At 64.1% G+C, this 22,868-nt stretch carries 24 protein-coding genes; 14 read left to right on the top strand and 10 right to left on the bottom strand.

The features are described from left to right. Positions 1-4: 4 nt before the first annotated feature. From P0X85_RS02320 to P0X85_RS02310, 3 genes are all read right to left on the bottom strand, one after another. Positions 5-649, bottom strand: a complete 645-nt coding sequence (locus tag P0X85_RS02320; protein ID WP_275807824.1) for a DUF1638 domain-containing protein — start codon at positions 647-649, stop codon at positions 5-7. Then, on the bottom strand, positions 646-804 hold the full coding sequence (locus P0X85_RS02315) for a hypothetical protein (protein ID WP_275807821.1): 159 nt from the start codon (positions 802-804) through the stop codon (positions 646-648). Before P0X85_RS02315 ends, P0X85_RS02320 begins: the two co-directional genes overlap by 4 nt. Before the next feature lie 103 nt (positions 805-907). After that, positions 908-1,603, bottom strand: coding sequence for a corrinoid protein (locus P0X85_RS02310; RefSeq protein WP_275807818.1), 696 nt, complete (start codon positions 1,601-1,603; stop codon positions 908-910). Positions 1,604-1,769: 166 nt separating this feature from the next. Here P0X85_RS02310 and P0X85_RS02305 point away from each other — a divergent pair, with 166 nt between their 5' ends. Further along, entirely contained in the window at positions 1,770-2,876 is a 1,107-nt protein-coding gene (locus P0X85_RS02305; protein ID WP_275807815.1) for a PA0069 family radical SAM protein, read from the top strand. A gap of 25 nt (positions 2,877-2,901) precedes the next feature. Here P0X85_RS02305 and bmt read toward each other — a convergent pair whose 3' ends face one another. The 3 genes from bmt to P0X85_RS02290 all read right to left on the bottom strand — a co-directional run bounded on the left by bmt (position 2,902) and on the right by P0X85_RS02290 (position 6,557). After that, entirely contained in the window at positions 2,902-3,918 is a 1,017-nt protein-coding gene (bmt, locus tag P0X85_RS02300; protein WP_275807812.1) for a betaine--homocysteine S-methyltransferase, read from the bottom strand. Between the two features lie 104 nt (positions 3,919-4,022). After that, positions 4,023-6,035 carry a phosphatidylglycerol lysyltransferase domain-containing protein gene (locus tag P0X85_RS02295; RefSeq protein WP_275808784.1) on the bottom strand — a complete coding sequence of 671 codons (2,013 nt, stop codon included), beginning with the start codon at positions 6,033-6,035 and terminating at the stop codon, positions 4,023-4,025. 210 nt (positions 6,036-6,245) lie between these two features. After that, the gene (locus P0X85_RS02290) at positions 6,246-6,557 is read right to left on the bottom strand and encodes a DUF1476 domain-containing protein (protein ID WP_275807809.1); all 312 of its coding nucleotides are present in this window, start codon (positions 6,555-6,557) and stop codon (positions 6,246-6,248) included. Between the two features lie 293 nt (positions 6,558-6,850). Here P0X85_RS02290 and purC point away from each other — a divergent pair, with 293 nt between their 5' ends. From purC to P0X85_RS02260, 6 genes are all read left to right on the top strand, one after another. Continuing rightward, positions 6,851-7,612, top strand: a complete 762-nt coding sequence (purC, locus tag P0X85_RS02285; RefSeq protein WP_275807806.1) for a phosphoribosylaminoimidazolesuccinocarboxamide synthase — start codon at positions 6,851-6,853, stop codon at positions 7,610-7,612. Between the two features lie 13 nt (positions 7,613-7,625). Next, positions 7,626-7,865 (top strand): phosphoribosylformylglycinamidine synthase subunit PurS, encoded by a 240-nt coding sequence (gene purS, locus P0X85_RS02280; protein WP_275807802.1) that lies wholly within the window; start codon positions 7,626-7,628, stop codon positions 7,863-7,865. Between the two features lie 68 nt (positions 7,866-7,933). Further along, complete coding sequence (gene purQ / locus P0X85_RS02275; protein ID WP_275807800.1) at positions 7,934-8,602, top strand: phosphoribosylformylglycinamidine synthase subunit PurQ; 669 nt, start codon at positions 7,934-7,936, stop codon at positions 8,600-8,602. Positions 8,603-8,647: 45 nt separating this feature from the next. Next, on the top strand, positions 8,648-10,450 hold the full coding sequence (locus P0X85_RS02270) for a sensor histidine kinase (protein WP_420851765.1): 1,803 nt from the start codon (positions 8,648-8,650) through the stop codon (positions 10,448-10,450). A 3-nt stretch (positions 10,451-10,453) separates the two neighbouring features. Further along, on the top strand, positions 10,454-11,785 hold the full coding sequence (locus P0X85_RS02265; RefSeq protein WP_275807797.1) for a sigma-54-dependent transcriptional regulator: 1,332 nt from the start codon (positions 10,454-10,456) through the stop codon (positions 11,783-11,785). Positions 11,786-12,394: 609 nt separating this feature from the next. Then, positions 12,395-15,220 carry an Rne/Rng family ribonuclease gene (locus P0X85_RS02260; protein ID WP_275807793.1) on the top strand — a complete coding sequence of 942 codons (2,826 nt, stop codon included), beginning with the start codon at positions 12,395-12,397 and terminating at the stop codon, positions 15,218-15,220. Positions 15,221-15,287: 67 nt separating this feature from the next. Here the strand turns inward: P0X85_RS02260 and P0X85_RS02255 are convergent, their stop codons facing one another. Next, on the bottom strand, positions 15,288-15,530 hold the full coding sequence (locus P0X85_RS02255; RefSeq protein WP_275807790.1) for a sulfurtransferase TusA family protein: 243 nt from the start codon (positions 15,528-15,530) through the stop codon (positions 15,288-15,290). Positions 15,531-15,623: 93 nt separating this feature from the next. Here P0X85_RS02255 and P0X85_RS02250 point away from each other — a divergent pair, with 93 nt between their 5' ends. Then, complete coding sequence (locus tag P0X85_RS02250; RefSeq protein ID WP_275807787.1) at positions 15,624-16,376, top strand: cytochrome c biogenesis CcdA family protein; 753 nt, start codon at positions 15,624-15,626, stop codon at positions 16,374-16,376. Between the two features lie 144 nt (positions 16,377-16,520). Here the strand turns inward: P0X85_RS02250 and P0X85_RS02245 are convergent, their stop codons facing one another. After that, positions 16,521-17,309, bottom strand: a complete 789-nt coding sequence (locus tag P0X85_RS02245; protein ID WP_275807784.1) for an enoyl-CoA hydratase — start codon at positions 17,307-17,309, stop codon at positions 16,521-16,523. Between the two features lie 55 nt (positions 17,310-17,364). Between P0X85_RS02245 and P0X85_RS02240 the strand changes: the two genes are divergently transcribed. Together P0X85_RS02240 and P0X85_RS02235 are read left to right on the top strand one after the other, a co-directional pair. Continuing rightward, positions 17,365-17,796 carry a PaaI family thioesterase gene (locus P0X85_RS02240; protein WP_275807781.1) on the top strand — a complete coding sequence of 144 codons (432 nt, stop codon included), beginning with the start codon at positions 17,365-17,367 and terminating at the stop codon, positions 17,794-17,796. A 78-nt stretch (positions 17,797-17,874) separates the two neighbouring features. Then, complete coding sequence (locus tag P0X85_RS02235) at positions 17,875-18,381, top strand: hypothetical protein (protein ID WP_275807779.1); 507 nt, start codon at positions 17,875-17,877, stop codon at positions 18,379-18,381. 51 nt (positions 18,382-18,432) lie between these two features. Here the strand turns inward: P0X85_RS02235 and P0X85_RS02230 are convergent, their stop codons facing one another. Continuing rightward, entirely contained in the window at positions 18,433-18,930 is a 498-nt protein-coding gene (locus tag P0X85_RS02230; protein WP_275807776.1) for a hypothetical protein, read from the bottom strand. A gap of 233 nt (positions 18,931-19,163) precedes the next feature. Here P0X85_RS02230 and rplM point away from each other — a divergent pair, with 233 nt between their 5' ends. Next, positions 19,164-19,625, top strand: a complete 462-nt coding sequence (rplM, locus tag P0X85_RS02225) for a 50S ribosomal protein L13 (protein ID WP_275807773.1) — start codon at positions 19,164-19,166, stop codon at positions 19,623-19,625. A gap of 2 nt (positions 19,626-19,627) precedes the next feature. Continuing rightward, positions 19,628-20,119, top strand: a complete 492-nt coding sequence (gene rpsI, locus P0X85_RS02220) for a 30S ribosomal protein S9 (protein WP_275807770.1) — start codon at positions 19,628-19,630, stop codon at positions 20,117-20,119. A 120-nt stretch (positions 20,120-20,239) separates the two neighbouring features. Here rpsI and P0X85_RS02215 read toward each other — a convergent pair whose 3' ends face one another. Then, positions 20,240-20,683 (bottom strand): hypothetical protein, encoded by a 444-nt coding sequence (locus tag P0X85_RS02215; RefSeq protein WP_275807767.1) that lies wholly within the window; start codon positions 20,681-20,683, stop codon positions 20,240-20,242. Between the two features lie 254 nt (positions 20,684-20,937). Between P0X85_RS02215 and P0X85_RS02210 the strand changes: the two genes are divergently transcribed. Both P0X85_RS02210 and pssA read left to right on the top strand, forming a co-directional pair. Continuing rightward, complete coding sequence (locus P0X85_RS02210; protein ID WP_275807765.1) at positions 20,938-21,636, top strand: phosphatidylserine decarboxylase; 699 nt, start codon at positions 20,938-20,940, stop codon at positions 21,634-21,636. A gap of 10 nt (positions 21,637-21,646) precedes the next feature. After that, entirely contained in the window at positions 21,647-22,384 is a 738-nt protein-coding gene (gene pssA, locus P0X85_RS02205) for a CDP-diacylglycerol--serine O-phosphatidyltransferase (protein WP_275807762.1), read from the top strand. Positions 22,385-22,868: the final 484 nt, after the last annotated feature.

Here is a 22,868-nt window from a genome sequence, read left to right as displayed (position 1 = left end):
GGCCTCAGGCGGTTTGCGTCGCGAAATCGCGTAGCGCGGACGCCAGATCGCCATAACCCGTGGCACGGCGCTCATAGCGCAGGCCAAGACGGCGGGCAGCGTCTTCGGCCTTGGCATCCAGCGCCGCATCGTCGGTTTGCGCGAGATAAATCAGGCGGTCGTAATTGCCGAACATGGTCTGGATCAGCTCGGGGTAACGGTCGAAGCCCATCGGGCGCCAGACGAAGGCATCGAACTGCCGGACCAGAAAATCGGTAAGATAGAAAGCGGTGATCTCGGTCTCGGCGCGGGCCGCGAAGGCCTCGTTCCCATCGAAGAACGCGTAGCAATGGGGGCCGGCGATCATCTCCACGCCCAACTCCTTGCAGGTCGCTTCCAGCCCGCCACCCGTGCCGCAATCGGCATAGGCGATCAGGATCTGAGCATAGGCGTCGCGATGCTCGGCCACCGCGTCGCGCACCGCATCCGAGATTTTCTCGGGGTAGAGGTGCAGCTTTGCGGGCAGGCAGGTCAGGTCGATATGATCCCAGCGATTGGCGGCCTTCAGCGCGAGAATCTCGCGCGCGAGCGCCCCGCAAGCGATCACAAGCACGCGTCCAGCACCCGACGCGCTCAGACCGGTTTCAGACAGGCTTTGATCGGAAATCATTCGACGCGGGCCATGAGGCTGAGGACGCCAGCGCCGATCAACGCGCTCAGACCGATCGCGGCCAGCGGCACGCCAGCACTCGTCGCGGCCCACATCGTGAGCCCGCCCGCGAGCACGACGGCGCAGATCAACAGCAAGAATTGTGGCAGCGTCATTTCTCAACTCCCCTGTGCTAAGTATGGGCGCTTTCTCACGAATGAAAAGGCCCCGGTGCGGAATTTACCGCCCGGGGCCCATCACATATCGTCGAGAGGGACGTTAGCCCATCTGGTTGTGCTTGCGCGCGACCATGGTTTTCGCGGTTTCGACCGCCACGGCTGCGTCGCGGCAATAGGCGTCTGCGCCAATGGCCTTGCCGAATTCTTCGTTCAGCGGCGCGCCGCCCACCAGAACGATGTAGTCATCGCGCTTGCCCTGTTCGATGAGCGCGTCGATCACCGTCTTCATGTAGGGCATGGTGGTGGTCAGCAGGGCCGACATGCCGAGGATGTCCGGCTGCTCGGTTTCAAGCGCTTCCATATAGGCTTCGACGGCGTTGTTGATGCCGAGGTCGACCACTTCGAAGCCCGCGCCTTCCATCATCATCGCGACGAGGTTCTTGCCGATGTCGTGGATGTCACCCTTAACGGTGCCGATGACCATTTTACCCATGCGCGGTGCGCCGGTCTCGACCAGCAGCGGCTTGAGGATCGCCATGCCGCCCTTCATCGCGTTGGCCGCGAGAAGCACTTCGGGCACGAACAGGATGCCATCGCGGAAGTCGGCGCCGACGATGGTCATCCCGGCGACGAGCGCCTTGGTCAGGATGTCGTAGGGGGTCCAGCCGCGCTCCAGCAGGATTTCGACCGCCTCTTCGATCTCTTCCTTGAGACCGTCATAGAGGTCGTCCATCATCTGCTGGACCAGTTCCTCGTCGTTTAGTTCCGAGAGGATGATATCGTCTTCGTCGGCCATGTGCGTCAGTCTCCAGAAAGCCGTTTTAACAGGTGATGGGGCAGGACGCCCCGATTGGATTGGCGATTTGCGACATGCGCGACGCATTCCCCGACCTGCATGTGCGAGGAGGGTGAAAAAACCGCGCCGGATTGCAAATGTTCTTAGTTCGTTCTAAATTGATCCGATGGATCGCATCAAGGCTGCCCATCCCGATTTGCCCCCTGCCGACCCTGCGCTGCGTATCCGGGCGCGCGGCACTCTTTCGGCACCCGTGGGGCGGTTTGAGCCCTATACGCGGGCGCATGAGCACGATGGCTGGGACATCCCCGAGGAAACCCGTCCTTTGCGCACCGAGGTCGCGATCGAGCGCCCGCGCCGCGCGATTACGCGCAACGACTCCCCCGATGTGCCGTTCGCCCAGTCGATCAACCCCTATCGGGGCTGCGAGCATGGTTGCATCTACTGCTTTGCGCGACCGTCTCACGGCTATCTGGGGCTCTCGGCCGGGCTCGATTTTGAGACCAAGCTGATTGCGCGCCCGGAGATGCCGGAGGTGCTCGAACGTGAATTGCGAAGCCCGGGTTACCGTCCGCAGGTCATCGCGATCGGCACCAATACCGACCCCTATCAGCCGCTTGAGGCGAGCATGGGTGTGATGCGGCGTGTGCTCGAAGTGCTGGCGGCCTTCGATCACCCGGTAGGGATCGTGACGCGCGGGGCGGGCATCACCCGAGACCTGGACATTTTGGGGCCGATGGCAGCGCGGGGGCTGGTGCATGTGGGGGTCAGCGTGACGACCCTCGACGCGGGGCTGGCCCGCCGGATGGAGCCGCGCGCGCCCGTGCCCGCGACCCGACTGCGGGTGATCCGGGCGCTCAGCGAGGCAGGGGTTCCCGTGCGGGTGATGGCCGCGCCGATGATCCCCGGCCTGACGGATCACGAGCTTGACGCGATTTTGCAGGCGGGTGCCGGGGCGGGGGCGCGGGCCGCCTCGATGCTGCTCTTGCGGCTGCCCCACGAGGTCGCGCCCCTGTTCGAGGACTGGCTGCGCCGCGAAGAGCCGGGCCGGGCCGACAAGGTGCTCGGGCGCCTGCGCGAGATGCGCGGCGGGCAGCTCAACGACCCGCGCTTTGGGACGCGGATGACAGGCGAAGGATTCTGGGCCGATCTGTTGCGTCGGCGCTTTCACCTCGCGCTGCGGCGCTGCCAGCTCGGGCAGAGCCTGCCCGCGCTCGATCTGTCGCGCTTTCGCGCTCCGCCGCGCCCGGGCGATCAACTCAGTTTGTTCTAGGCGCGTCATGGCGGGGCCGTCGGGATCAGCCGCGGCGGCGGCCCCGGCGCTCACGGGTGGGCGCGGCGTCATCGTCGCCGGTGCCGTCCGAGGCCGAGGAGAAGCCGCCGAGCTTGGCCGAGATGTCTTCGAGCGTGGGGCGGGGGCCGCGAGGACGGCTTTCCAGTGCCGCGCGCATCGCCTTGAGGTGTTCGGGCATCGTGCCGCAGCAGCCACCGATGATCGTCGCGCCCGCGTCGCGTGCAAGGCAGGCGTAATCGCCCATCAGTTCGGGCGTGCCGTCGTAATGGATATGGCCATCGACATATTTCGGAATGCCGGCATTGCCCTTGGCGATGATCGGGCGTTCGGTGCCGGAGGCGACGAAGCCAAGGATGGTGCGCATCAAATCCGACGCGCCGACGCCGCAATTCGCGCCAAAGGCGATCGGCGGGTTCGGCAGTTTTTCGACGAGTGCTGCGAGCTGCGCCGAGGTGACGCCCATCATGGTGCGTCCCGCGGTGTCAAAGCTCATCGTGCCGCACCAGGCCATGCCGGCGAGGCGTGCACCTTCGGCGGCGGCTTTGAATTCTTCAGGGGCCGAAATGGTTTCGACCCAAAGTACATCCGCGCCGCCTTCTTTCAGGCCCTCGGCCTGTTCGTGGAACATCTCGACCGCGATTTCATGCGTCATGGTGCCCATCGGCGCAAAGATCTCGCCGGTCGGACCTATCGAGCCCGCGACAATCACGGGGCGGCCCGCCGCATCGGCCACGTCACGACCGATTTCTGCTGCGAGGCGGTTCAGTTCACGCACGCGCTTTTCAGCATTGTGCAGTTTGAGGCGCGAGGCGTTGCCGCCAAAGGAGTTCGTCAGGAACAGGTCAGACCCGGCTCCAACCGCGAGCGAATAGAGCTTCTTGATGTTTTGCGGCTCGTCCGCGTTCCAGAGTTCCGGCGCGTCGCCCGAGCTAAGCCCCATGTTGAACAGGTTGGTCCCGGTCGCGCCATCGGCCAGAAGCCAGTCGCGGGTTTCAAGGAGGCGGCTGAGGGCGTTGGTCATGGTCGGGCCTTTGTCTGACAGCAGGGCAGGCCGCACGCGGGACGCGTGGGGCACAGGTTCGCCTCTCCTGCCACGGCTGCCCGGCTTTGGCAAATTCCTTCTGTTCAAGATGATCTTGAAGCGCGCGCAACTCTGGGGGCGGCTAGGGTCGTTTGACGGGGCGGGCTTGCCACCGCAGAGAGAGGGGGCGGGGCATAGATCGCGCGGGCGATATCGGCTGCGGCGAGCGCAAGTGCGGCACGCGAGGGGGCAGCGATGTAGCGCGGTTCCAGCCTGGGCGCGAAGCCCATCTTGAATTGCCGCAATCCCGCCACCCCGGCGGCGCGCTCGGTATGGGACCAGATCAGCCGCGCGGGTCCGTCTATCTCGCGGGCCTCTGGGGGGAGCGCGGCCAGAGAGAGGCGCGTGATGCCCGCCGCGCGGGCCGTCTCGAGGGCGCACAGGATCAGCGCCTGCATGGTTCCATCGGGTGCGTCGCAGGCTGGCCGCATCAGGTCGAGCACCCATTCACGCCCATTGGCGTGAAAGCTGGCAAAGCCGACGAGCTGGCCTTCGACATGGGCCAAAACGATCTGTTGACGTGCCAGATAGCGCGGACAGAAACGCCCCATCGAAAATCCACGCTCGCCCCCGCGCGCGGCACGCCACGCCTGCGCCAAACGCGAGAGTTCCGCTATTGGCAATTCGTCGGGCGCCTTGCGACAGGTTACACCCGCTTTGAGTGCCTTGCGCAACTTGCGGCGCAGCCCGGCCCGGGTCGGCGTGTCCAGGGTGAAGCGGGTCGGGTCCAGCACGCATTCCCGCGCGATCGGTGCGACGTGCCATCCCTGTCGGCGCGCATCGACGGCGATCCGCGGGCTGATCTTGTAGAGACAGCTGACCCGGCGATCCGCCCGCGCCGTGCTGCGCAGCCGGTGCAAAAGCTCGGAGCGTGGGGTGGGGCCGAACGGGTCGAGCAGCGCCACCTGCGCATGCGCGGTCCGCGCCAGCAGCCAGCCCGATTTGCCCGTGGCGCAGGTCAACACCCTGTGCTCGCCCTGATGCAGCAGCCCGAACTCGGCCTGTGGTGCCTGCGCGATCAGCGCGTCGAAATCGGGGACCGTTGCGGCTGAGGCGGGTGTGACCCGTCCAGTGTGCGCGGTCTTGCGCGTCTGGCTGCGCAGCAAGACGGCCATCGCCGCAAGGGCGGGCAGGCCATAATAGACGGTGCGCCAGGCGAGGATCGCCCCAAGAAGCGGGGCGGGGTCTTCATGCGGCAGCAGGAGAAGAATCGTCACCTCGAACGGGCCCAGACCCGCCGGCGTCCCAGAGGTCATGCCAATCCCGAAGGCGATCAGGAAGGCGGGGTAGAGATCGAGCGGGCCGATCGCTGCACCTTGCGGCAACAGAACCCAGAGCGCAGATGCCGCCGCAGCCGTATCCAGGAACGCAAGCAGGACAATGCGCCCCATCACGGGCGGGGCGGGTAAATGCAGGCTGCGCCGTCCAATCCGCAAGGCCGGGCCGCGCAAGGCAAGCACCGTAAGCGCCCCGCCGGTCAGCAGCCCCGCCGCGCCAAGGCCCCGCAGCCCCGGCCCGACATGGCCGGGCATCTCGTAAGGGAGGAAAACGAGCGCCGCTGAAAGCACCATCGCCCAGCCCGCCAGAAAGCTTGCCGCGACCGCAGCCGTCAGGCGCGACGTGTCGAACAGGCTTTGGCCGGGCAGCATCCGCCAGCGGATCAGCGCCCCGGACACCAGCCCGAAGCCCACGACCTGCGAGATCGCAATGGCGACCCAGCCGGCGCGGCGCGCCTCTCGCTCGGCTGCGCCGGTGCGCAGCGTGCGATGGAGCAGCGCGTCATAGCGGGCAAGCGCGGCGAAGGACAGGATCGTCGCCAGCGCCGCCAGTACCCATTGGCTGGGCGTCACCTGTGCAAAGGCGGACAGAATCGCCCCGATATCAAGATGTGCGAGACGATCGCGCAAAAGCCAGGCAAATCCCGCCAGAAGCGCGAGCAAGCTGCCCTGTCGGCGCAGCGCGCGCGCCCAGCTTGGGGCGCGGTTGCGATGCGGGGCACCCGTGGGCCAGCCCTCTGACACCGCGAGGGCGGTTGATGTGCTGTTCTTCGTCGACACGTTCAAACCCGGCTCTCCTCCATCTGGAGGGGAGTGTCACGCAAACCGGTTCACAGGGGCTTAACTGCGGCCGGATTCCTGCCTGGGTGGCTAAGCATCCCTTAATACCGGCCCCGAATTGGGCTCGAAGCGCATCAAAAACCCCGCCAGACCATGCGGGCCCGGCGGGGTTCGGATCGGATCAGAAGGCGCGCCGCGGGGCGCGGCCGCTTATTCTTCGAGAAGCTGGCGCTTGGCCTCGGCGGAACATTCGGCCATTTTCGCGCGGATCGTCGCCTCGTCAGCCTTGTCGCCCAGATCGCCCGAGACCTTGCGGAACACGTCTTCGTGGCCGGCTTCCTCGAAATCCGAGGTCACGACTTCCTTGACATAGGCTTCTGCCTCGGCGCCGGTTTTGCCCAGCAGCCCGGCCGCCCATTGCCCCAGCAGCTTGTTGGCGCGGGCATCGGCCTTGAATTGCATCTCGGCATCATGGGCGAATTTGTTCTCGAAGGCGCTTTCGCGGTCGTCGAAGGTGGTCATGGGTGGCCCCCCTAAATGGTTTCCTCACTCTTAAGTTCCATATGCCCGCCCCGGCGGTCGGGGGCAAGGGCCGTTAGCGCCGAAAACGCGGGCGCGGATACGATTCTCGTGCGGACGCGCGCCGCAAAGCGCTGAATCGGAGCCATGCCTTGCCCTTTGCCTTGCGGCGCGGATACGCTTGCCCTATAGGGGCGGAAAACGCGCGCGCATGGTCCGGTTTCGGCTGGCCGGGGCGGGCGCGGCTGTCCGGATCGCCCGCACGGGCGCGTCCAATAATCCGAACGGAGCGGCCCATGGCACCTCGGCGCAAGAAAGTCTACGAAGGCAAGGCGAAAATCCTGTATGAAGGCCCGGAGCCGGGCACGCTTGTGCAGTATTTCAAGGATGATGCGACCGCTTTCAACGCGCAGAAGAAGGCGACGATCGAGGGCAAGGGGGTTCTGAACAACCGCCTGTCCGAGTTTTTCATGACGGGCCTCACCAATATCGGTGTGCCGAACCACTTCATCCGCCGCCTCAACATGCGTGAGCAGTTGATCCGTCAGGTCGAGGTCGTGCCGCTCGAAGTGATCGTGCGCAACTTCGCCGCCGGGTCCATCGCCAAACGTCTGGGCCTCGAAGAGGGCACGCCGCTGCCGCGCCCGATCGTGGAATACAGCTACAAGAACGACGAGCTGGGCGACCCGCTGGTCCCCGAGGAATATATCATCGCGTTCGGCTGGGCGAGCCAGCAGGACCTCGACGATATCGTGAGCCTCGCGCTGCGGGTGAACGACTTCCTGTCGGGCATCTTCTTTGGTGTCGGGATCAAGCTGGTCGATTTCAAGATCGAGATTGGCCGCGTTTGGGATGGCGATTTCATGCGCCTGATCGTGGCCGACGAGATCAGCCCCGACAGCTGCCGCCTGTGGGACGTGAAAACCGGCCAGAAGCTCGACAAGGACGTGTTCCGTCGTGACCTCGGCAGCCTGACCGACGCCTATACGGAAGTTGCGAAACGCCTGGGCGTTCTGCCCGCCAATACCGGCACCGTGAAGCCGACCCTGATCAACTGAGGAGCCCCGAGAGATGAAAGCCCGCGTTCATGTGATGTTGAAGGATGGCGTTCTGGACCCGCAGGGCGAAGCCGTGCGCCACGCGCTGGGGCATCTGGGCTTTGGCGGCGTCGAGGCCGTGCGTCAGGGCAAGGTGATCGAGCTGGATCTGGCGGCGACCGACAAGGCTGCGGCCGAGAAGGAAGTGGTGGCCATGTGCGAGAAGCTTCTCGCCAATACCGTGATCGAGAAATACACGATCGAGATCGCCTGAGCCAAAAACCGGGGGGGCACCCTCGGACCCCAGAGTATTTGACGCTTGATGAAAGCAGGAGTTCCGTCATGAAGGCCGCCGTTATCACCTTCCCGGGATCGAATTGCGACCGTGATCTGGCCGTGGGCTTCGAGAAAGCCGGGGCAGAGGTCATCCGCGTCTGGCACAAGGACACGGAGCTGCCCAAGGGCGTCGATATCGTCGGCGTGCCGGGCGGGTTCTCCTATGGCGATTACCTGCGCTGCGGGGCGATCGCGTCGCGCTCGCCGATCGGGCAGGCGATTGCGGATTTCGCGGGCCGGGGCGGCTATGCGATCGGCATCTGCAACGGCTTTCAGATCCTCACCGAGATGGGGCTGCTGCCGGGCGCTCTGATGCGCAATGCCTCGCTGAAATACATCTGCAAGCCGGTGACGCTCAAGGTGGCGACCTCGGACTCGGTCTTTACCGCGCCTTATGGCAAGGGAGCCGAGGTTGTGTTCCCGATTGCCCACCACGACGGCAATTACACGATTGATCCCGAAGGGTTGAAGGCGCTTCAGGGCGAAGATCGCGTGGCGTTCCGCTATGCACAGAACCCGAACGGCTCGGTCGATGACATCGCGGGCGTGCTTTCGGCCAATCGTCGGGTGCTGGGGATGATGCCCCACCCGGAGCGCGCCATCGAGGATGCGCAGGGCGGTGCCGATGGGGCGGCGCTTTTCCGCGCGTTGGCGGCCCTGGGCGTGGAGGCCTGAGCGCTTTCGCTTGTTGGGCTGAGGCGCTTGGCCTAGATTTGGGCCATGCCGGAGACGGAATTGCACAGTGACGAAAGCGCCCGCCCGGCGGGTCGCGCCCCCACACGGGGGCGTTTCGTCATGCGTGTGGCGGTGCTCAGTATCCTGGTGCTGGCCGTGGCGGCGATGTGGGTCACCAACCTGTGGATGACCGAACGGTTCACCGAGACAACGCGGGTGCGCACCGAATTGCGCCTCGCGCTGTATACCGGGAACGTGATTTCAGAACTGCAGCGCACAAGCGTGGTGCCGCTGCTTCTGGCGCGTGATCCGGAACTGACGCGGGCGCTGGAGACGGGCGATTTCTCGGGGGCCTCGGCCCGGCTGATCTCGGCGCGCAAAGAGATCGCGGCGGCGTCGATCCGGATGCTGGATACCGGCGGGCGTGTGGTGGCGGCGACCAATCGCAATCTGCTGGGGACCAACTATTCCACCGCGCCGTTTTTCGTCGATGCGCTGCGCTCGCGCGAGACGATCTTCACCGCCGCCCCAACCGAGACAGGGGGCACCGGGTTCAACTATTCCCGCGCGATGCTGGTGGATGGCCGCGTGGTCGGCGTGATCGTGGTCGAGGCGGAACTGTCGAAATTCGAGCGTTCTTGGGCCGGGATTTCCGACGCGGTTGCGGTTGTCGACTCCGAAGGGCGCATCATTCTGACCACCGAGCCGCGCTGGCGCGGGCTGACGATGAAGGAGGCTCTGGCGGCGCGCTCGGCCCCGACAGCGATCCAGCGGGCGCTTCAGGCAACGGCGGATTGGGCGAATGAACCCCCTGATGCCTACCTACAGGGCAAGGCCGTGATGCGCACCGAAAGCCGGGTCCCGTTCCGGGGCTGGCGGATGATCGCGTTCACCTCCTACGATTCCGTGCGCGAGAAGGTGAATGCGGTTTTAGCTTTGGAAATCATGGGCTTCGCGATCTTTCTTGCGATGGCGTTTTATCTTCTGTCGCGCCGGGCGCGGGTCCAGACTGCTGCCTATCGGCGCGAGTCGGCGGAGTTGCGCGCGCTCAACGCGCGCCTCTCGCGCGAGATCGCCGAGCGTGAGCGGGTCCAGAAAGACCTTGCGGTGGCCGAGCAGACGCTGGCGCAAAGCTCGAAACTGGCGGCACTCGGCGAAATGTCGGCCGCCGTCAGCCACGAGTTGAACCAGCCGCTGGCCGCGATGAAGACCTATCTCGCCGGCGCGCGGCTTTTGTTGCAGCGTGCGCGGGGGGAGGAGGCGCTGTCCTCCTTCCAGCGGATCGACGATCTGATCGAGCGGATGGGGGCGATCACGCGGCAACTCAAATCCTATGCGCGCAAGGGCGGCGAGGCGTTCGAGCCGGTCGACCTGCGCGCCGCGATCAGCTCGGCGCTGGCGATGATGGAGCCGCAGCTCAAGGCGCGCACAGTGCGGATCACGCGGACGCTGCCGCGCGCGCCGGTGATGGTGATGGCGGACCGGATTCGTCTCGAACAAGTGATCATCAACCTGTTGCGCAACGCGCTCGATGCGACCAAACCCGCTGCCGAACCGCAGATCGAGCTTTTGCTGACGGCGGGGGAGACTGCGGTTTTGTCGGTGCGGGACAACGGGCCGGGCATCTCGGATCTGGAAAAGCTCTTCGAGCCGTTTTGGACCACGAAGAAGCCGGGGGAGGGGACGGGGCTCGGCCTTGCGATCTCCTCCTCGATCGTGAGCGATTTTGGCGGTCGTCTGACCGCGCATAATGCCGAAGGTGGGGGCGCCGTGTTCGAAGTACAGCTGCCCTTGATCTCGGAAGGAATGAATGCGCCGCCCAAGGGTGGCTACAGAGCTGCGGAGTAATACATGGGACGCATGATCAAGGTTGCAATCGTCGATGACGAGGAAGATATGCGCCAATCCGTGAGCCAGTGGCTTGCGCTATCGGGTTTTGACACCGAGACTTTCGCCTCCGCGGAGGATGCGCTCAAGGCGATCGGGCCGGATTGGCCGGGGGTCGTGATTTCGGACATCCGGATGCCCGGCATGGACGGGATGCAGTTTCTCAAGCGGCTGATGGGCTTCGATAGCGGGCTGCCGGTCATCATGATCACGGGGCATGGCGATGTGCCGATGGCGGTCGAGGCGATGCGGCTGGGCGCGATGGATTTCATGGAAAAGCCCTTCGATCCGGACCGTATGACGGAACTGGCCAAGCGTGCGACGCAGGCGCGGCGCACCACGCTCGACAACCGCGCGCTGCGCCGCGATCTGGCCGAGGGCGAGCAGGTCATGGGCAAGCTGATCGGGACTTCGGCTCCGATGGAGCGGCTGCGCGAGGATATTCTCGATCTGAGCCAGGCCGATGGTCATGTGCTGATCGACGGCGAGACGGGCACGGGCAAGACGCTGGTCGCGCATGCGCTGCATGCGACAGGGCCGCGCGCCGGGCGCAAATTTGTGGTCGTCTCGTGTGCGGCCTTCACGGAAGAGGCGCTTGCGGCCAAGCTGTTTGGGCCGATTGACGAGGGCGGCACCCTTCCGCTCGTCGAGGAAGCGCGGGGCGGCACGCTCTGCCTCGAGGATGTCGAGGCGCTTTCATCCGGTCTTCAGGCGCGGCTTTTGCAATTCATCAACGATCAGGGGACGCCCGCCGAAACGCGCATTGTCGCGATCTGCAACACCCATGGCGAGGGCCGGACCGTCGAGGACGCGCTGCGCCCGGATCTCTATTTCCGGCTCGCCGCGCTCAAGATCACGCTGCCGCCCTTGCGCACGCGGGGCGAGGATATTCTGACCCTGTTCAACCGCATGTCCGAGCAATTCGCTGAGGAATATGGCTGTGAGGTGCCCGAGGTAACCGCACAGGAGGCCGCGCAGCTCTTGCAGGCGCCTTGGCCGGGCAATGTGCGTCAGCTGATCAACGTGGCCGAGCGCGCGGTGCTTCAGGCGCGGCGCGGCACGGGGTCCATCGCCTCGCTGCTGATGGCCGACAACGAAGAGGCCGGCCCCGCGATCACCACCGAGGGCAAACCGCTCAAGGAATATGTCGAGAGCTTCGAGAAGATGCTGATCGACAACACGATGCGCCGCCACAAGGGCGCGATTTCGGCGGTGATGGAAGAACTTTGCCTGCCGCGCCGCACGCTCAACGAGAAGATGGCGAAATACGGTTTGAGCCGCGGCGACTATCTCTGACTGTGGCATGACACAAAGCGGGCAGGGGGCTGTCTGCCCCCTCTTTGCCTTTGGCAAATTCACCCCCGAGGATATTTGAAGCGATTGGAAGTTCAGCCGCTTTCATCAAACCTGAAATCCTCCGGTGGGGAATGGGCGCAGCCGGTCGGGCGCAACGCCCCCTATGTGTGCCTTCAGGCGTGTTAACCAATGGGTGACGAAAAACCGATTGTATTTGGTCCGGCACTCCCGCTATTGTCGCAAACATGTCGGCAAAGTGCAGCATTGCGCCTTGCCCACGGAATTCGCTGATTTCCGAACCTGTCGTTTCCCGAAGCTGTCATGGCGCGATGGAGGGGCTGGTTCCGGGTCAACCGATTGGTCGCAAGACCGTTAGTTTGCCTCTGGCCCCAAGGGGAAAGAGGTCATCAGATGGGCGCCTGCCTTGATTTTGTGGGCGCTTGGGAAGAACCGCGATGACGCGTGACGCGATTGCATGGGTGATGTCGGGCGGGCCATTGGCCGCCGCCACTCGCAGCAGCACGTCCGCCTTCGCCTCAACACAAAACCACGTCCTTGTCGTCAGGCCCCCAGGGGGTGGGCGGCGTTTGGCGTGTAGAAATTGGATCAATGGCAAAGAAGATGCTTATCGATGCCACGCACGCGGAAGAGACCCGCGTTGTCGTGGTGGACGGGAACAAGGTCGAAGAATTTGATTTCGAGACCATCAACAAGCGGCAGCTCGCCGGCAATATCTATCTGGCAAAAGTGACGCGGGTGGAGCCTTCGCTCCAGGCCGCTTTTGTCGATTACGGCGGTAACCGCCACGGCTTCCTCGCTTTCGCGGAAATCCATCCGGATTATTATCAGATCCCGGTTGCGGATCGTCAGGCCCTGCTCGAGGAAGAGCGCGCGCTGGCTGAGGCCGAGGAGCGTGAGGCCGAGAAGCCGACGCGCTCGCGTCGCCGCCGTTCGCGCGGGGGCTCCAAGGCCGAGAAGGCAGCCGATACCGATGCGGTCGTGAAGTCCGACGAAATTCCGGGCATGGAAGTGCTCGACGCGGATCAGGATGGGGCGATCGAAGGTGCCGCGGCGGTCGAGGCCGACCCGGCGCTGATGCCTGCCGAGGGTAGTGCGGTCGAAGCGTCTGCGGAGATCGCTGAAGAAGATCTGACGGTCGAAGCTGAAACGGGTTCGGAAGATGCGGCGGTTGCAGAACTCGCGGCGGAGTCCGAGGTGGCTGAGGTCACCGAAGAGGTCGAAGCGGACGAAGAGAACCACGATCACGACCATCACGCGCATCCGACCGATGACAGCATCGAGTCGGTGGCCGATGAGGATGTGGCCGAGGAAATCCGCGCACCGCGCAAGCCGCGTCCGCGTCGCTACAAGATCCAGGAAGTGATCAAGGTGCGCCAGATCATGCTGGTGCAGGTCGTCAAGGAAGAGCGCGGCAACAAGGGCGCGGCGCTGACCACCTATCTGTCGCTGGCTGGGCGCTACTGCGTGCTCATGCCCAACACCGCGCGGGGCGGCGGCATCAGCCGCAAGATCACCAACGCGGCTGATCGTAAGAAACTGAAGGAAATCGCGGGCGAGATGGAAGTGCCGCAAGGCGCAGGTCTGATTATCCGCACCGCCGGCGCGCAGCGCACCAAGACCGAGATCAAGCGCGATTACGAGTATCTCATGCGCCTGTGGGAGCAGATCCGCGACCTCACCATGGAATCCGTCGCGCCTGCGCCGATCTATGAAGAGGGTGACCTGATCAAGCGCTCGATCCGCGATCTGTATTCGCGCGATATCGATGAGGTTCTGGTCGAGGGCGAACGTGGGTATCGCGCGGCCAAGGACTTCATGAAGATGATCATGCCGTCCCACGCCAAGAACGTGAAGCATTACGCCGAGGCGCTGCCGCTGTTCGCGCGCTTCCAGGTGGAGAGCTATCTGGGCCAGATGTTCAACCCGACCGTGCAGCTCAAGTCGGGCGGTTACATCGTTATCGGCGTGACCGAGGCGCTGGTTGCGATCGACGTGAACTCGGGCCGGGCCACCAAGGAGGGCTCGATCGAGGAAACCGCGCTCAAGACGAACCTCGAGGCCGCCGAAGAGGTCGCCCGCCAACTCCGTCTGCGAGACCTTGCCGGTCTGATCGTCATCGACTTCATCGACATGGAAGAGCGCAAGAACAACGCCGCCGTCGAGAAGAAGCTGAAAGACAAGCTCAAGACCGACCGCGCCCGTATTCAGGTTGGGCGCATCTCGGGCTTCGGGCTTTTGGAAATGTCGCGTCAGCGTCTGCGTCCGGGCATGCTCGAGTCGACCACGCAGCCCTGTCCGCATTGCCACGGCACCGGGTTGATCCGTTCGGATGACAGCCTCGCGCTGCAAGTGCTGCGCGCGATCGAGGAAGAGGGCACGCGCAAACGCTCGCGCGAGGTGCTGGTCAAATGCCCGGTGGCGGTTGCCAACTACCTGATGAACGCCAAACGCGAGCATGTCGCGATGATCGAGGCGCGCTACGGTATGTCGGTTCGGATCGAGGCCGATCCGACGCTGGTCAGCCCGGATTTCTCGATTGAGAAGTTCAAGACCGCGACCCGTGTCGTGCCGGAGGTGCAGAGCCCCGTTGTCTCGGTCAGCGCCTCGCTGATGGCCGAGATCGACGAAGAGGACGAGGTCGAGGAGATCGAAGAGGCAGAGGTCGCGGAGGCGCCCGACGCTTCGGAGGACGATCAGCCCAAGAAGAAGAAGCGCCGTCGCCGCCGCCGTCGGAAATCCGGCCCGCGCGATGACGAGGGGCAGGACGGGTCCGAGGACGATCTGGCCGAGGGTGACGACACCGAACAGGAAAGCGCCGAGGAAGAGGCTGCGGCTGAGGCGGCGCGGGTCGTCGAAGCCGATATCGCGGCCGAAGAGGCGCCCAAGAAGAAGCGCACGAGCCGCTCGCGCAAGAAGAAAACCGACACGGTGAGCGCAGAGGCGCCCGAGGCCGAGGCGGCTGCGGGAGAGGCCGAAGGGGCTACGCCCGAAACAGCGGAGGCGGAGGACGCTCCGGCCAAGAAACCTTCGACCCGGTTGCGTCGGAAGAAGACCGATGCGCCGGCGGAGGGGGCAGAGCCGAAAGCCGCCGAAGAGGCCGCGCCCAAGAAACGCACGACCCGCTCGCGCAAGAAGAAGGTCGAGACGGTGGACGAGGGCACGCCCGAAACCCCCGAGGAGTTGCCCGCCGAGGCGCCGGTCGAAGCGCCGACCGCTCCGCCCGCCGAGACCCCGGTCGAGGCTCCGGTGGAAAGCCCGGTCGAAGCGCCCGTCGAAGCTCCGGTCGATGTGCCGCAGGAACTTCCGCAGCAGGATGCCGGGTTGGCGACCGAAACCTTGGCTGAAACCGTGGCCGAGGCGGCGGAGGATGCGTCCAAGCCCCGGCGTCGTGGTTGGTGGTCGGTGGGGCGCTAAGCCTCATTTCGCCGCATGCAATAGAAAAGGCCGGGCGCAACGCCCGGCCTTTTTCGCTCAACTCGGTCTAGGCGTGATCCTCCGACCTGCGCCGGACCTGATAGACTTTCTCGCCTTCCCAATCCTCGGCAGAGATCAGCTCATGCCCGGTCTGCGCGCAGAAATGCGGCACATCTACCCAGCTCGCCCCATCGGTCGCATGCAGGCGCACCACCGCGCCGGGGGGCAGGGCATCGAGCACCTTGCGCAGGCGCAGCACCGGTAGCGGGCAGAGAAGCCCGCGCGCGTCGATCTCGGTATCGGGTTCCATGTCCCACGGGCTAGCCCGCCCGCGCGGATATGTCCACGCTCTTGTGAGAGCAGAACGGATGACGGCGCGCGTGTGATGCGCTATGCGAGAACGATGTTCGGAATCGATCTCATAGACGCCGCCTTCCTGCCCTCCGCGCTGATTGCGCTTTTGGCGGGGCTCTTGTCCTTTCTGAGTCCCTGCGTGCTGCCCATCGTGCCGCCCTATCTGGCCTATATGGGGGGCGTGTCGGTCTCGGACCTCTCGGCGCAGGCTTCGGCGCGGCGCCGTGTGTTGCAGGCGGCCCTGTTTTTCGTGCTGGGCCTTTCGACCGTGTTCCTGTTGCTGGGCTTTGGGGCCTCGGCAGCGGGGAGGGCACTTTTGGCTTATCAGGACTACCTGACCAAGGGCGCGGCGCTTCTGATCATGGTCTTCGGCGCGCATTTCATCGGCATTTACCGGATCGGCTTCATGGATCGTGAGGCGCGGATCGATGCGGGTGATGCGGGCGGTTCGGTCTTTGGGGCATATCTGCTTGGCCTCGCTTTCGCCTTTGGCTGGACGCCCTGCCTTGGTCCGGTGCTCGGCGCGATCCTGGGCCTCGCGGCGAGCGGTGGCGATACCGCACGCGGCACGGCGTTGCTCGCCGCTTACGCCTTCGGCCTTGGCGTGCCCTTCCTGCTGGTGGCGGCGTTCTTTCCGCGCCTTGGCGGTGTCATGGCATGGATGAAGCGAAACATGGGGCGGATCGAGAAAATCTCCGGCCTGCTCTTGTGGACGGTCGGGTTGATGATGCTGACCGGCCAGTTCTCGGCCTTCAGCTTCTGGCTGCTCGAGACATTCCCGGCGCTCGCCACGCTTGGCTGATCCGGGGCAGGGGGCCGTCGGCCCCCTCTTTCCTTCGGAAATTCACCCCCGAGGATATTTGGGGCAGACTGAGAAGGCGGCCCTTATCTCAAGCCCGAAATATTCCGGGGGAAATGGGCGTAGCCCGGAGGGGACGGCGCCCCGTCATTCGGCCCAATCGGGTTTGCGCTTTTCGATGAACGCCTGCAGCCCTTCTTCGGTGTCGCGCCAGAGCATGTTTTCGACCATCACGGCTGCGGTGTGTTCATAGGCGGACGCGAGCTCGAGCGTGATCTGGTCATAGAAGGCACGCTTGCCGATCTTCACGGCGGCGCCGAGTTTGCCTGCGACCGTATCGGCCAGCCGCGCGGTTTCGGCATCGAGCTGGTCGTGTGGCACGACGCGATTGACAAGGCCCACCTCGCGCGCGCGGGCGGCGTCGATAAATTCACCCGTTGTCAGCATTTCAAAGGCGACTTTACGCGGGACGTTGCGGCTGAGTGCGACCATCGGGGTTGAGCAGAACAGCCCGATATTCACCCCGTTCACGCCAAAGCGCGTGCCTTCGGCGGCGATCGCCATGTCGCAAGAGGCGACGAGCTGGCAGCCGGCGGCGGTGGCGATGCCATGGGCTTCGGCGATCACGGGCTGGGGCAGGGCGGGGATCATCTGCATCACTTCCGCGCAGCGCGCGAAGAGGTCGGCGAAATAAGCGCGGCCCTTATCTTCGGCCTGACGCCCGGCCTGCATTTCCTTGAGATCATGCCCGGCACAGAAGGCCTTGCCCGCGCCTTTCAGCACGACGACCTTGGTGGCGCTGTCGCGCGCCAGGTCCGTGAAGCGTGCCTTCAACGCGGCGAGCATCGCGTCCGAGAGCGCGTTGAGCGATCCCGGCGCGTTCATGGTCAGGTGAGTGACGGCGCCGCGGCGCTCGAGTTCGACGAGATCGGTCATTGCAAAGCCTCCCATTTCCCGGGCAGCTTAGGGGAGGGGAGATAAGGGAGCCAAGATGCAACTGAAAATGGACGCCACGTCACTTGAGGCATTCATCGCCGAAGCCTTTCCGCAGGTGAAGGAGGACTTCGCCGTGGAGGCAGTCGGTGAGGAGCTTGTCGTGCGGCTCAAGGTGGCGGAGCGGCATCTGCGTCCGGGTGGGACCGTGTCCGGACCGAATATGTTCGCGCTGGCGGATGTCGGGATCTATCTCGCGATCCTCGCGCGGATCGGACCTGTCGCGCTGGCGGTCACGACGAATGCGAGTATCGACTTCATGCGCAAGCCTGAGGCCGGGCGCGACCTGATCGCGCGGGTAAGGATTTTAAAGCTAGGCCGGGTGCTGGCCGTGGGGGATGCGCTGATCTTTTCGGAGGGTGACGAGCGTCCGGTGGCGCGCTCGAGCATGACCTACTCGATCCCGCCAAGCGCCGGGGCAGGCGTCTGATACATATCAAGGGCTCCATTGGCCGATTGTGTCATCATTCCACGTGCCGGGCCGCATCGCCCGGAGGGGAGGGGTGCCATGACGGACACATCCAATCCAAAACCGGCTAAGGGCGCCCGGATCGGGTGGTTGGCCCACGCGATCTGGGTTTCTGGCTTCGTGATTACAGGGGTGGCCGGGGTCTATGCCAAGGTTTCACTTGAGGCGGCGGGCGTGCCGACCGTGCCTTGGGCGCGCGGTATACAGTTGATCATCCCGATCGCGCTTTGGGCCGAGACGCCCTATCTGGCGCTGCTGGTGCTGGGGCGCTGGCGGTTTCGAAAGATAGACCCTGCGAACCGCGAAGAGGTGGCCAAGGCCCGCGCGATACTTGCCGGTTCGTGGCTTGGCGTCTGTGTGCTGATGGGGATCGTTCTGGGCGGTTTGTTCACCTATAGCGGGCCCGGTGGCTTCGCCGAGGCCGTGAGTATGGTGCTCTTCCTTGCGCCGATCACGGTTCCAAGCCTCATCCTTCAAGCCGGGATCGGGGCTGCGATTGGCGGGATGCTGGGGCTGGCTGTCTGGTCATGGTGTTCTGGGCGCTGATAAAAAGGCCCGCCGGAGGGCGGGCCTGATCCGTGTGATGTGCCGAGGCGGTTATTTCGCGGCTTCGGGACCCGTCATTTTCACGAGTGCGGGGATACCTGCGCCCCCGCCATAGGACCATTTATCCTGCGAGGCGACGATGGCGCTGGTGACGATGGCGGCGACGAGACCGGCGGCGGAGGGGCCACCCACGGCGGTGCCGGTCAGATGCGGTTCAAGCGAGAGCGCGCCTTTGGAGGTGCCGGCGGTGCAGGCGATCTTGAGCGCGGTCGGTTTGCCCTTGAGTTGTGGCATGTGAATACGCGCCGGCGTGGTCACGCGCGCGCTCAGCTCTGCGCTGTCGAGGGTGCAGGTCGCGCCGACGATTTCCTTCTGGCTGTCTTTCGCATCGACCGTGCGCAGATCGAAGTCGCTGAAGCCGAGCACGCGCTCATTGACGCTGGCATGCTTGATCTTCGGAGTGACGGGCGGGGTAGTAATCTCGGTATAGCTGGCGCAGGCGCCAAGGGTGGAGAGCGCGGCGAGAACGAGAACGGGTTTGATGTTCATGGGGAACCTGTAAAAAACATTCGGAGATGCGAATCTCGCCCGCAATAGAAAACGGGCCATCATCGCCGCAAGCGCTAGCCCAGCGGATCGACGAGATTGGGGTATTTTAATACCTAATTTTTAAGATATTGATTTTGCTTGGTAAAATATTGATCAAGGCGGTTGCTTTTCACCTTCAGATCGTGGAAAAGCCCGCAATCTGAATTCCACAACCCTTCAAAGGGCGATCTGAGATGAAAACCTATACCGCAAAACCGGCGGAGATCGAAAAGAAGTGGATCCTGATCGACGCCGAGGGCGTTGTTCTGGGCCGCCTCGCCACGATCGTTGCCATGCGCCTGCGTGGCAAGCACAAGCCGACCTTCACCCCCCACATGGACATGGGTGACAACGTCATCGTCATCAACGCCGACAAGGTGCAGATGACCGGCGCGAAGCGTGACGACAAGACCTATTACTGGCACACCAACCACCCGGGCGGCATCAAGTCGCGCACGGCGCGCCAGATCCTCGAGGGCAACCACCCCGAGCGTGTGGTCATCAAGGCCGTCGAGCGCATGATCTCGCGCAACCGCCTTGGCCGTCAGCAGATGTCGAACCTGCGCGTTTACGCCGGCGCCGAGCATCCGCATGAAGCCCAGCAGCCCGAAGTTCTCGACGTCAAGTCGATGAACAAGAAAAACACCCGGAGCTAATCATGGCCGAAGAACTCAAATCCCTCGACGATCTGAAGTCGGCCGTGTCGGGCACCGAAGCGCCTGCCGCTGCTGCAACCGTTTCGCGCGAACCGCAGCGTGACTCGCTGGGCCGTTCCTACGCGACCGGCAAGCGTAAAGACGCGGTCGCCCGCGTTTGGGTCAAGCCCGGCTCGGGCAAGGTCACCGTCAACGGCAAAGAGATGAACGTCTACTTCGCCCGCCCGGTGCTCCAGCTGATCGTGAACCAGCCGTTCCAGATCGCCAATGTCGAAGGCCAATTCGACGTGATGGCGACCGTGACCGGTGGCGGTCTCTCGGGTCAGGCCGGTGCGGTCAAGCACGGCATCTCGAAAGCGCTGCAACTGTTCGACCCCTCGCTGCGTCCCGCGCTCAAAGCCGCTGGCTTCCTGACCCGCGACTCGCGCGTCGTCGAGCGCAAGAAATACGGTAAGGCCAAAGCCCGCCGTTCGTTCCAGTTCTCGAAGCGCTAAGTTTCGCAATATTGCTTTTGGAAAACGCGGTCCTTCGGGGCCGCGTTTTTCCTTTGGTGCGGCGGTGCTGTGCTTATATCTGCCAAGAAAAAGCGGGATGGGCTTCGGGGGTCCAAATACTCAATTCTTCTGGTGGGCCCGGGACGCGGCGATCAGGGCGGTGATCTGTGTTTGCAGGGCCTCGGCGGTTGCCTTCTCGCGGGCAAGATGGGCCGCGACCGAGGGTTGGCCGTTGAAATGGAAGGACATCACGAATGCTTTGGGGCGGGGGCCGGGCAGAGGGATCTGCAACTTCCAGCACGGCAGGCTGTCGGTTGAGCCTTTGTCGTAGGAGATCTGCGGCGCCGAAAGGGTGGCGAGGGGCCAACTTTCCCGCCGATGTCGAATGAGGCCCCACTTCCGCAGATCTGCGCGGTTTTCCATTGGGTCGAGGGTCAGCTCTGCCCAGAGCGGAAGATATGCGAAGGCCGCTGCCACGGTGCCGAGGGGCAGTGTCGCAATGCCAAGGGGCATCACGGCCCGGAGGCCGGGGCCGGTGACGATCAGCTGGGCCAGCTGGGCCAAGACCCATATCAAAAGCGCGAGCGCGAAGATCAGGGTGGCCCATCCGACCGGGCGGGGCAGGTTGCCCGAGCGCAGGATCAGGCGGGGGCCGTCTTTGCGGATATGGTGGTGGGGCATCGGGCAAATAGTTGCAATGAATCACTTCCCAAATTGTGGTCGGGGATTACGGCGATTTGGTGACGCGGCGCTACGCACGGCTGTTTGCATGGGGCGGGCTTTGCAGTAGAAGGGGCCAAACAAGCAAAAGGCGTCTGATGTCCGTTTCCATGCTCTCCACCTTCGTGAAGCCGATGCATCCCGAAGGGCGCAAATTCGTCGCCATCTTCGCGGCGGTGACTTTGGTTCTGTTCCTGATCTGGGACCCGCTCGGCTGGATCGGCGTTGGTCTGACGGTTTGGTGTTATTATTTCTTTCGTGACCCGATCCGCGTGACGCCGGTGCGTCCGGGGCTGATGATCTCGCCCGCCGATGGGGTCGTGTCGCTGCTTGAACCCGCTGTGCCGCCCGCGGAGCTTGGCCTGGGCGACCGGCCGATGACGCGGATCTCGGTGTTCATGTCGGTGTTCAACTGCCACGTAAACCGTCTGCCCTGCGAGGGGCGCATCACCAAGGTCGCCTATCGCCCCGGCAAGTTCCTGAACGCCTCGCTCGACAAGGCGAGCTCGGACAACGAGCGCAACGGCATGGCGGTGGAACTGGCCGACGGGCGCCAATATGGCGTGGTGCAGATCGCGGGCCTCGTTGCGCGGCGCATCCTGTGCTGGGCCAAGGAAGGCCAGCAGATGCAGACCGGCGAGCGTTTCGGGCTGATCCGGTTCGGATCGCGTCTGGATATCTATCTTCCCGAGGGCGTGGAGCCGCTCGTATGCATCGGTCAGACCATGCTCGCGGGTGAAACCGTGCTGGCCGATCTGACCGGCACCGAGGCCGCCCGCACCGGCGGCGTTCGCTGAGGAGGCCAGGATGGCGCAAGAGCCGCATCAACAGGAACAGATGCCCTTTCTCCAGTTGCTGCCGAATCTGGTGACGATTGCGGGGATGTGCCTTGGGCTGACCGCGATCCGGTTCGCGATGGGGGGGCGGTTCGAGCTTGCAGTGATCCTGCTGATCCTGGCGGCGCTGATCGACGGGCTGGACGGGCTTCTGGCGCGCCGGCTCAACGCGACGTCAGAATTCGGCGCGGAACTCGACAGCCTGTCGGACTTTCTGTGCTTCGGCGTGGCGCCGGGGGTGATCGTCTATCAGTTCGCTCTCGGCGAGACCAATTCGCTTGGCTGGATTTTCGTGCTGATGTTCGCGGCCTCGAGCTGTCTTCGGCTTGCGCGCTTCAACGTGATGCGCGCCGATGATGGCGCCTCGAAGCGGCATTTCACTGGCGTGCCTGCGCCGGCGGGCGCGATGCTGGCGCTTTTGCCGCTGTTCTTGTCCTTCGCGGGACTCTGGGAGACGCGTGACGTTCCGGTCCTCGTGGCGATCTGGCTCGGCCTCGTGGGACTTCTGATGATTTCGCGGATTCCCACCTTTTCGCCCAAGGCCGTCCGGGTGCCGCGCAAGGTGGTCGGCCCGCTCCTGATGGCGACCGTGATCGGTATGGGTCTGATGTTCACGCGCGTCTGGGCGCTGATGGTGCTGCTCGATCTGATCTACGCGATGACGCTGATTCCGGCCATTTGGCGGGTGCGCGGACGAATCCTCCGCTGAAAGCGCGATTCAGATGACAAAGACGGATTGAGTCGGGCCCTTCGGGGCCCGATTTGCGTTCGACTCGGGCGATCTTTTGGGGCGCTGGGGGCGATTCAGTGAGCCAAGCGATTCAGTTCCGCCCGGATTCGCGTCTCAGACCCGCCAGGGAAGGGGAGGCCAACCACGCTTTGCCGGCCATTTCCCCAGCATTTACAGGCCCGCGCAAAAAAAGTGACGGTTTTGCGAAAAATCCTCTTGCGGAGGTCAGTCAGTATCCGTAAAACGCCCCTCACCGAAGCGGCACACACCGCAGCGGGGCGCCGGACGGGCCAGACGGAAACGACTTAAGCGGACGGTAACGAATATCAGAGGTTGAACGGGCGGGTCGCGCTTAAGTTAAGCGCTTCCGGTTTGTTTTTGCCTCTCGCTCTTTGACATTGATAATTTACTGAAGAGATATGTGGGCGGTTTGGTCGTTTCGATGATCGAGCAAGCGCATATC

The sequence above is a fragment of the Pseudothioclava nitratireducens genome, assembly GCF_029210495.1.
GTDB lineage: Bacteria > Pseudomonadota > Alphaproteobacteria > Rhodobacterales > Rhodobacteraceae > Pseudothioclava > Pseudothioclava nitratireducens.
This window is presented reverse-complemented; position numbering and strand designations above follow the sequence as displayed.

Bases quoted from the DNA above. Each gene is read 5' to 3' on its own strand.
- P0X85_RS02320 (WP_275807824.1), bottom strand. From the start codon at position 649: ATGATTTCCGATCAAAGCCTGTCTGAAACCGGTCTGAGCGCGTCGGGT.
- P0X85_RS02315 (WP_275807821.1), bottom strand. From the start codon at position 804: ATGACGCTGCCACAATTCTTGCTGTTGATCTGCGCCGTCGTGCTCGCG.
- P0X85_RS02310 (WP_275807818.1), bottom strand. From the start codon at position 1,603: ATGGCCGACGAAGACGATATCATCCTCTCGGAACTAAACGACGAGGAA.
- P0X85_RS02305 (WP_275807815.1), top strand. From the start codon at position 1,770: ATGGATCGCATCAAGGCTGCCCATCCCGATTTGCCCCCTGCCGACCCT.
- bmt (WP_275807812.1), bottom strand. From the start codon at position 3,918: ATGACCAACGCCCTCAGCCGCCTCCTTGAAACCCGCGACTGGCTTCTG.
- P0X85_RS02290 (WP_275807809.1), bottom strand. From the start codon at position 6,557: ATGACCACCTTCGACGACCGCGAAAGCGCCTTCGAGAACAAATTCGCC.
- purC (WP_275807806.1), top strand. From the start codon at position 6,851: ATGGCACCTCGGCGCAAGAAAGTCTACGAAGGCAAGGCGAAAATCCTG.
- purS (WP_275807802.1), top strand. From the start codon at position 7,626: ATGAAAGCCCGCGTTCATGTGATGTTGAAGGATGGCGTTCTGGACCCG.
- purQ (WP_275807800.1), top strand. From the start codon at position 7,934: ATGAAGGCCGCCGTTATCACCTTCCCGGGATCGAATTGCGACCGTGAT.
- P0X85_RS02270 (WP_420851765.1), top strand. From the start codon at position 8,648: ATGCCGGAGACGGAATTGCACAGTGACGAAAGCGCCCGCCCGGCGGGT.
- P0X85_RS02265 (WP_275807797.1), top strand. From the start codon at position 10,454: ATGGGACGCATGATCAAGGTTGCAATCGTCGATGACGAGGAAGATATG.
- P0X85_RS02260 (WP_275807793.1), top strand. From the start codon at position 12,395: ATGGCAAAGAAGATGCTTATCGATGCCACGCACGCGGAAGAGACCCGC.
- P0X85_RS02255 (WP_275807790.1), bottom strand. From the start codon at position 15,530: ATGGAACCCGATACCGAGATCGACGCGCGCGGGCTTCTCTGCCCGCTA.
- P0X85_RS02250 (WP_275807787.1), top strand. From the start codon at position 15,624: ATGTTCGGAATCGATCTCATAGACGCCGCCTTCCTGCCCTCCGCGCTG.
- P0X85_RS02245 (WP_275807784.1), bottom strand. From the start codon at position 17,309: ATGACCGATCTCGTCGAACTCGAGCGCCGCGGCGCCGTCACTCACCTG.
- P0X85_RS02240 (WP_275807781.1), top strand. From the start codon at position 17,365: ATGCAACTGAAAATGGACGCCACGTCACTTGAGGCATTCATCGCCGAA.
- P0X85_RS02235 (WP_275807779.1), top strand. From the start codon at position 17,875: ATGACGGACACATCCAATCCAAAACCGGCTAAGGGCGCCCGGATCGGG.
- P0X85_RS02230 (WP_275807776.1), bottom strand. From the start codon at position 18,930: ATGAACATCAAACCCGTTCTCGTTCTCGCCGCGCTCTCCACCCTTGGC.
- rplM (WP_275807773.1), top strand. From the start codon at position 19,164: ATGAAAACCTATACCGCAAAACCGGCGGAGATCGAAAAGAAGTGGATC.
- rpsI (WP_275807770.1), top strand. From the start codon at position 19,628: ATGGCCGAAGAACTCAAATCCCTCGACGATCTGAAGTCGGCCGTGTCG.
- P0X85_RS02210 (WP_275807765.1), top strand. From the start codon at position 20,938: ATGTCCGTTTCCATGCTCTCCACCTTCGTGAAGCCGATGCATCCCGAA.
- pssA (WP_275807762.1), top strand. From the start codon at position 21,647: ATGGCGCAAGAGCCGCATCAACAGGAACAGATGCCCTTTCTCCAGTTG.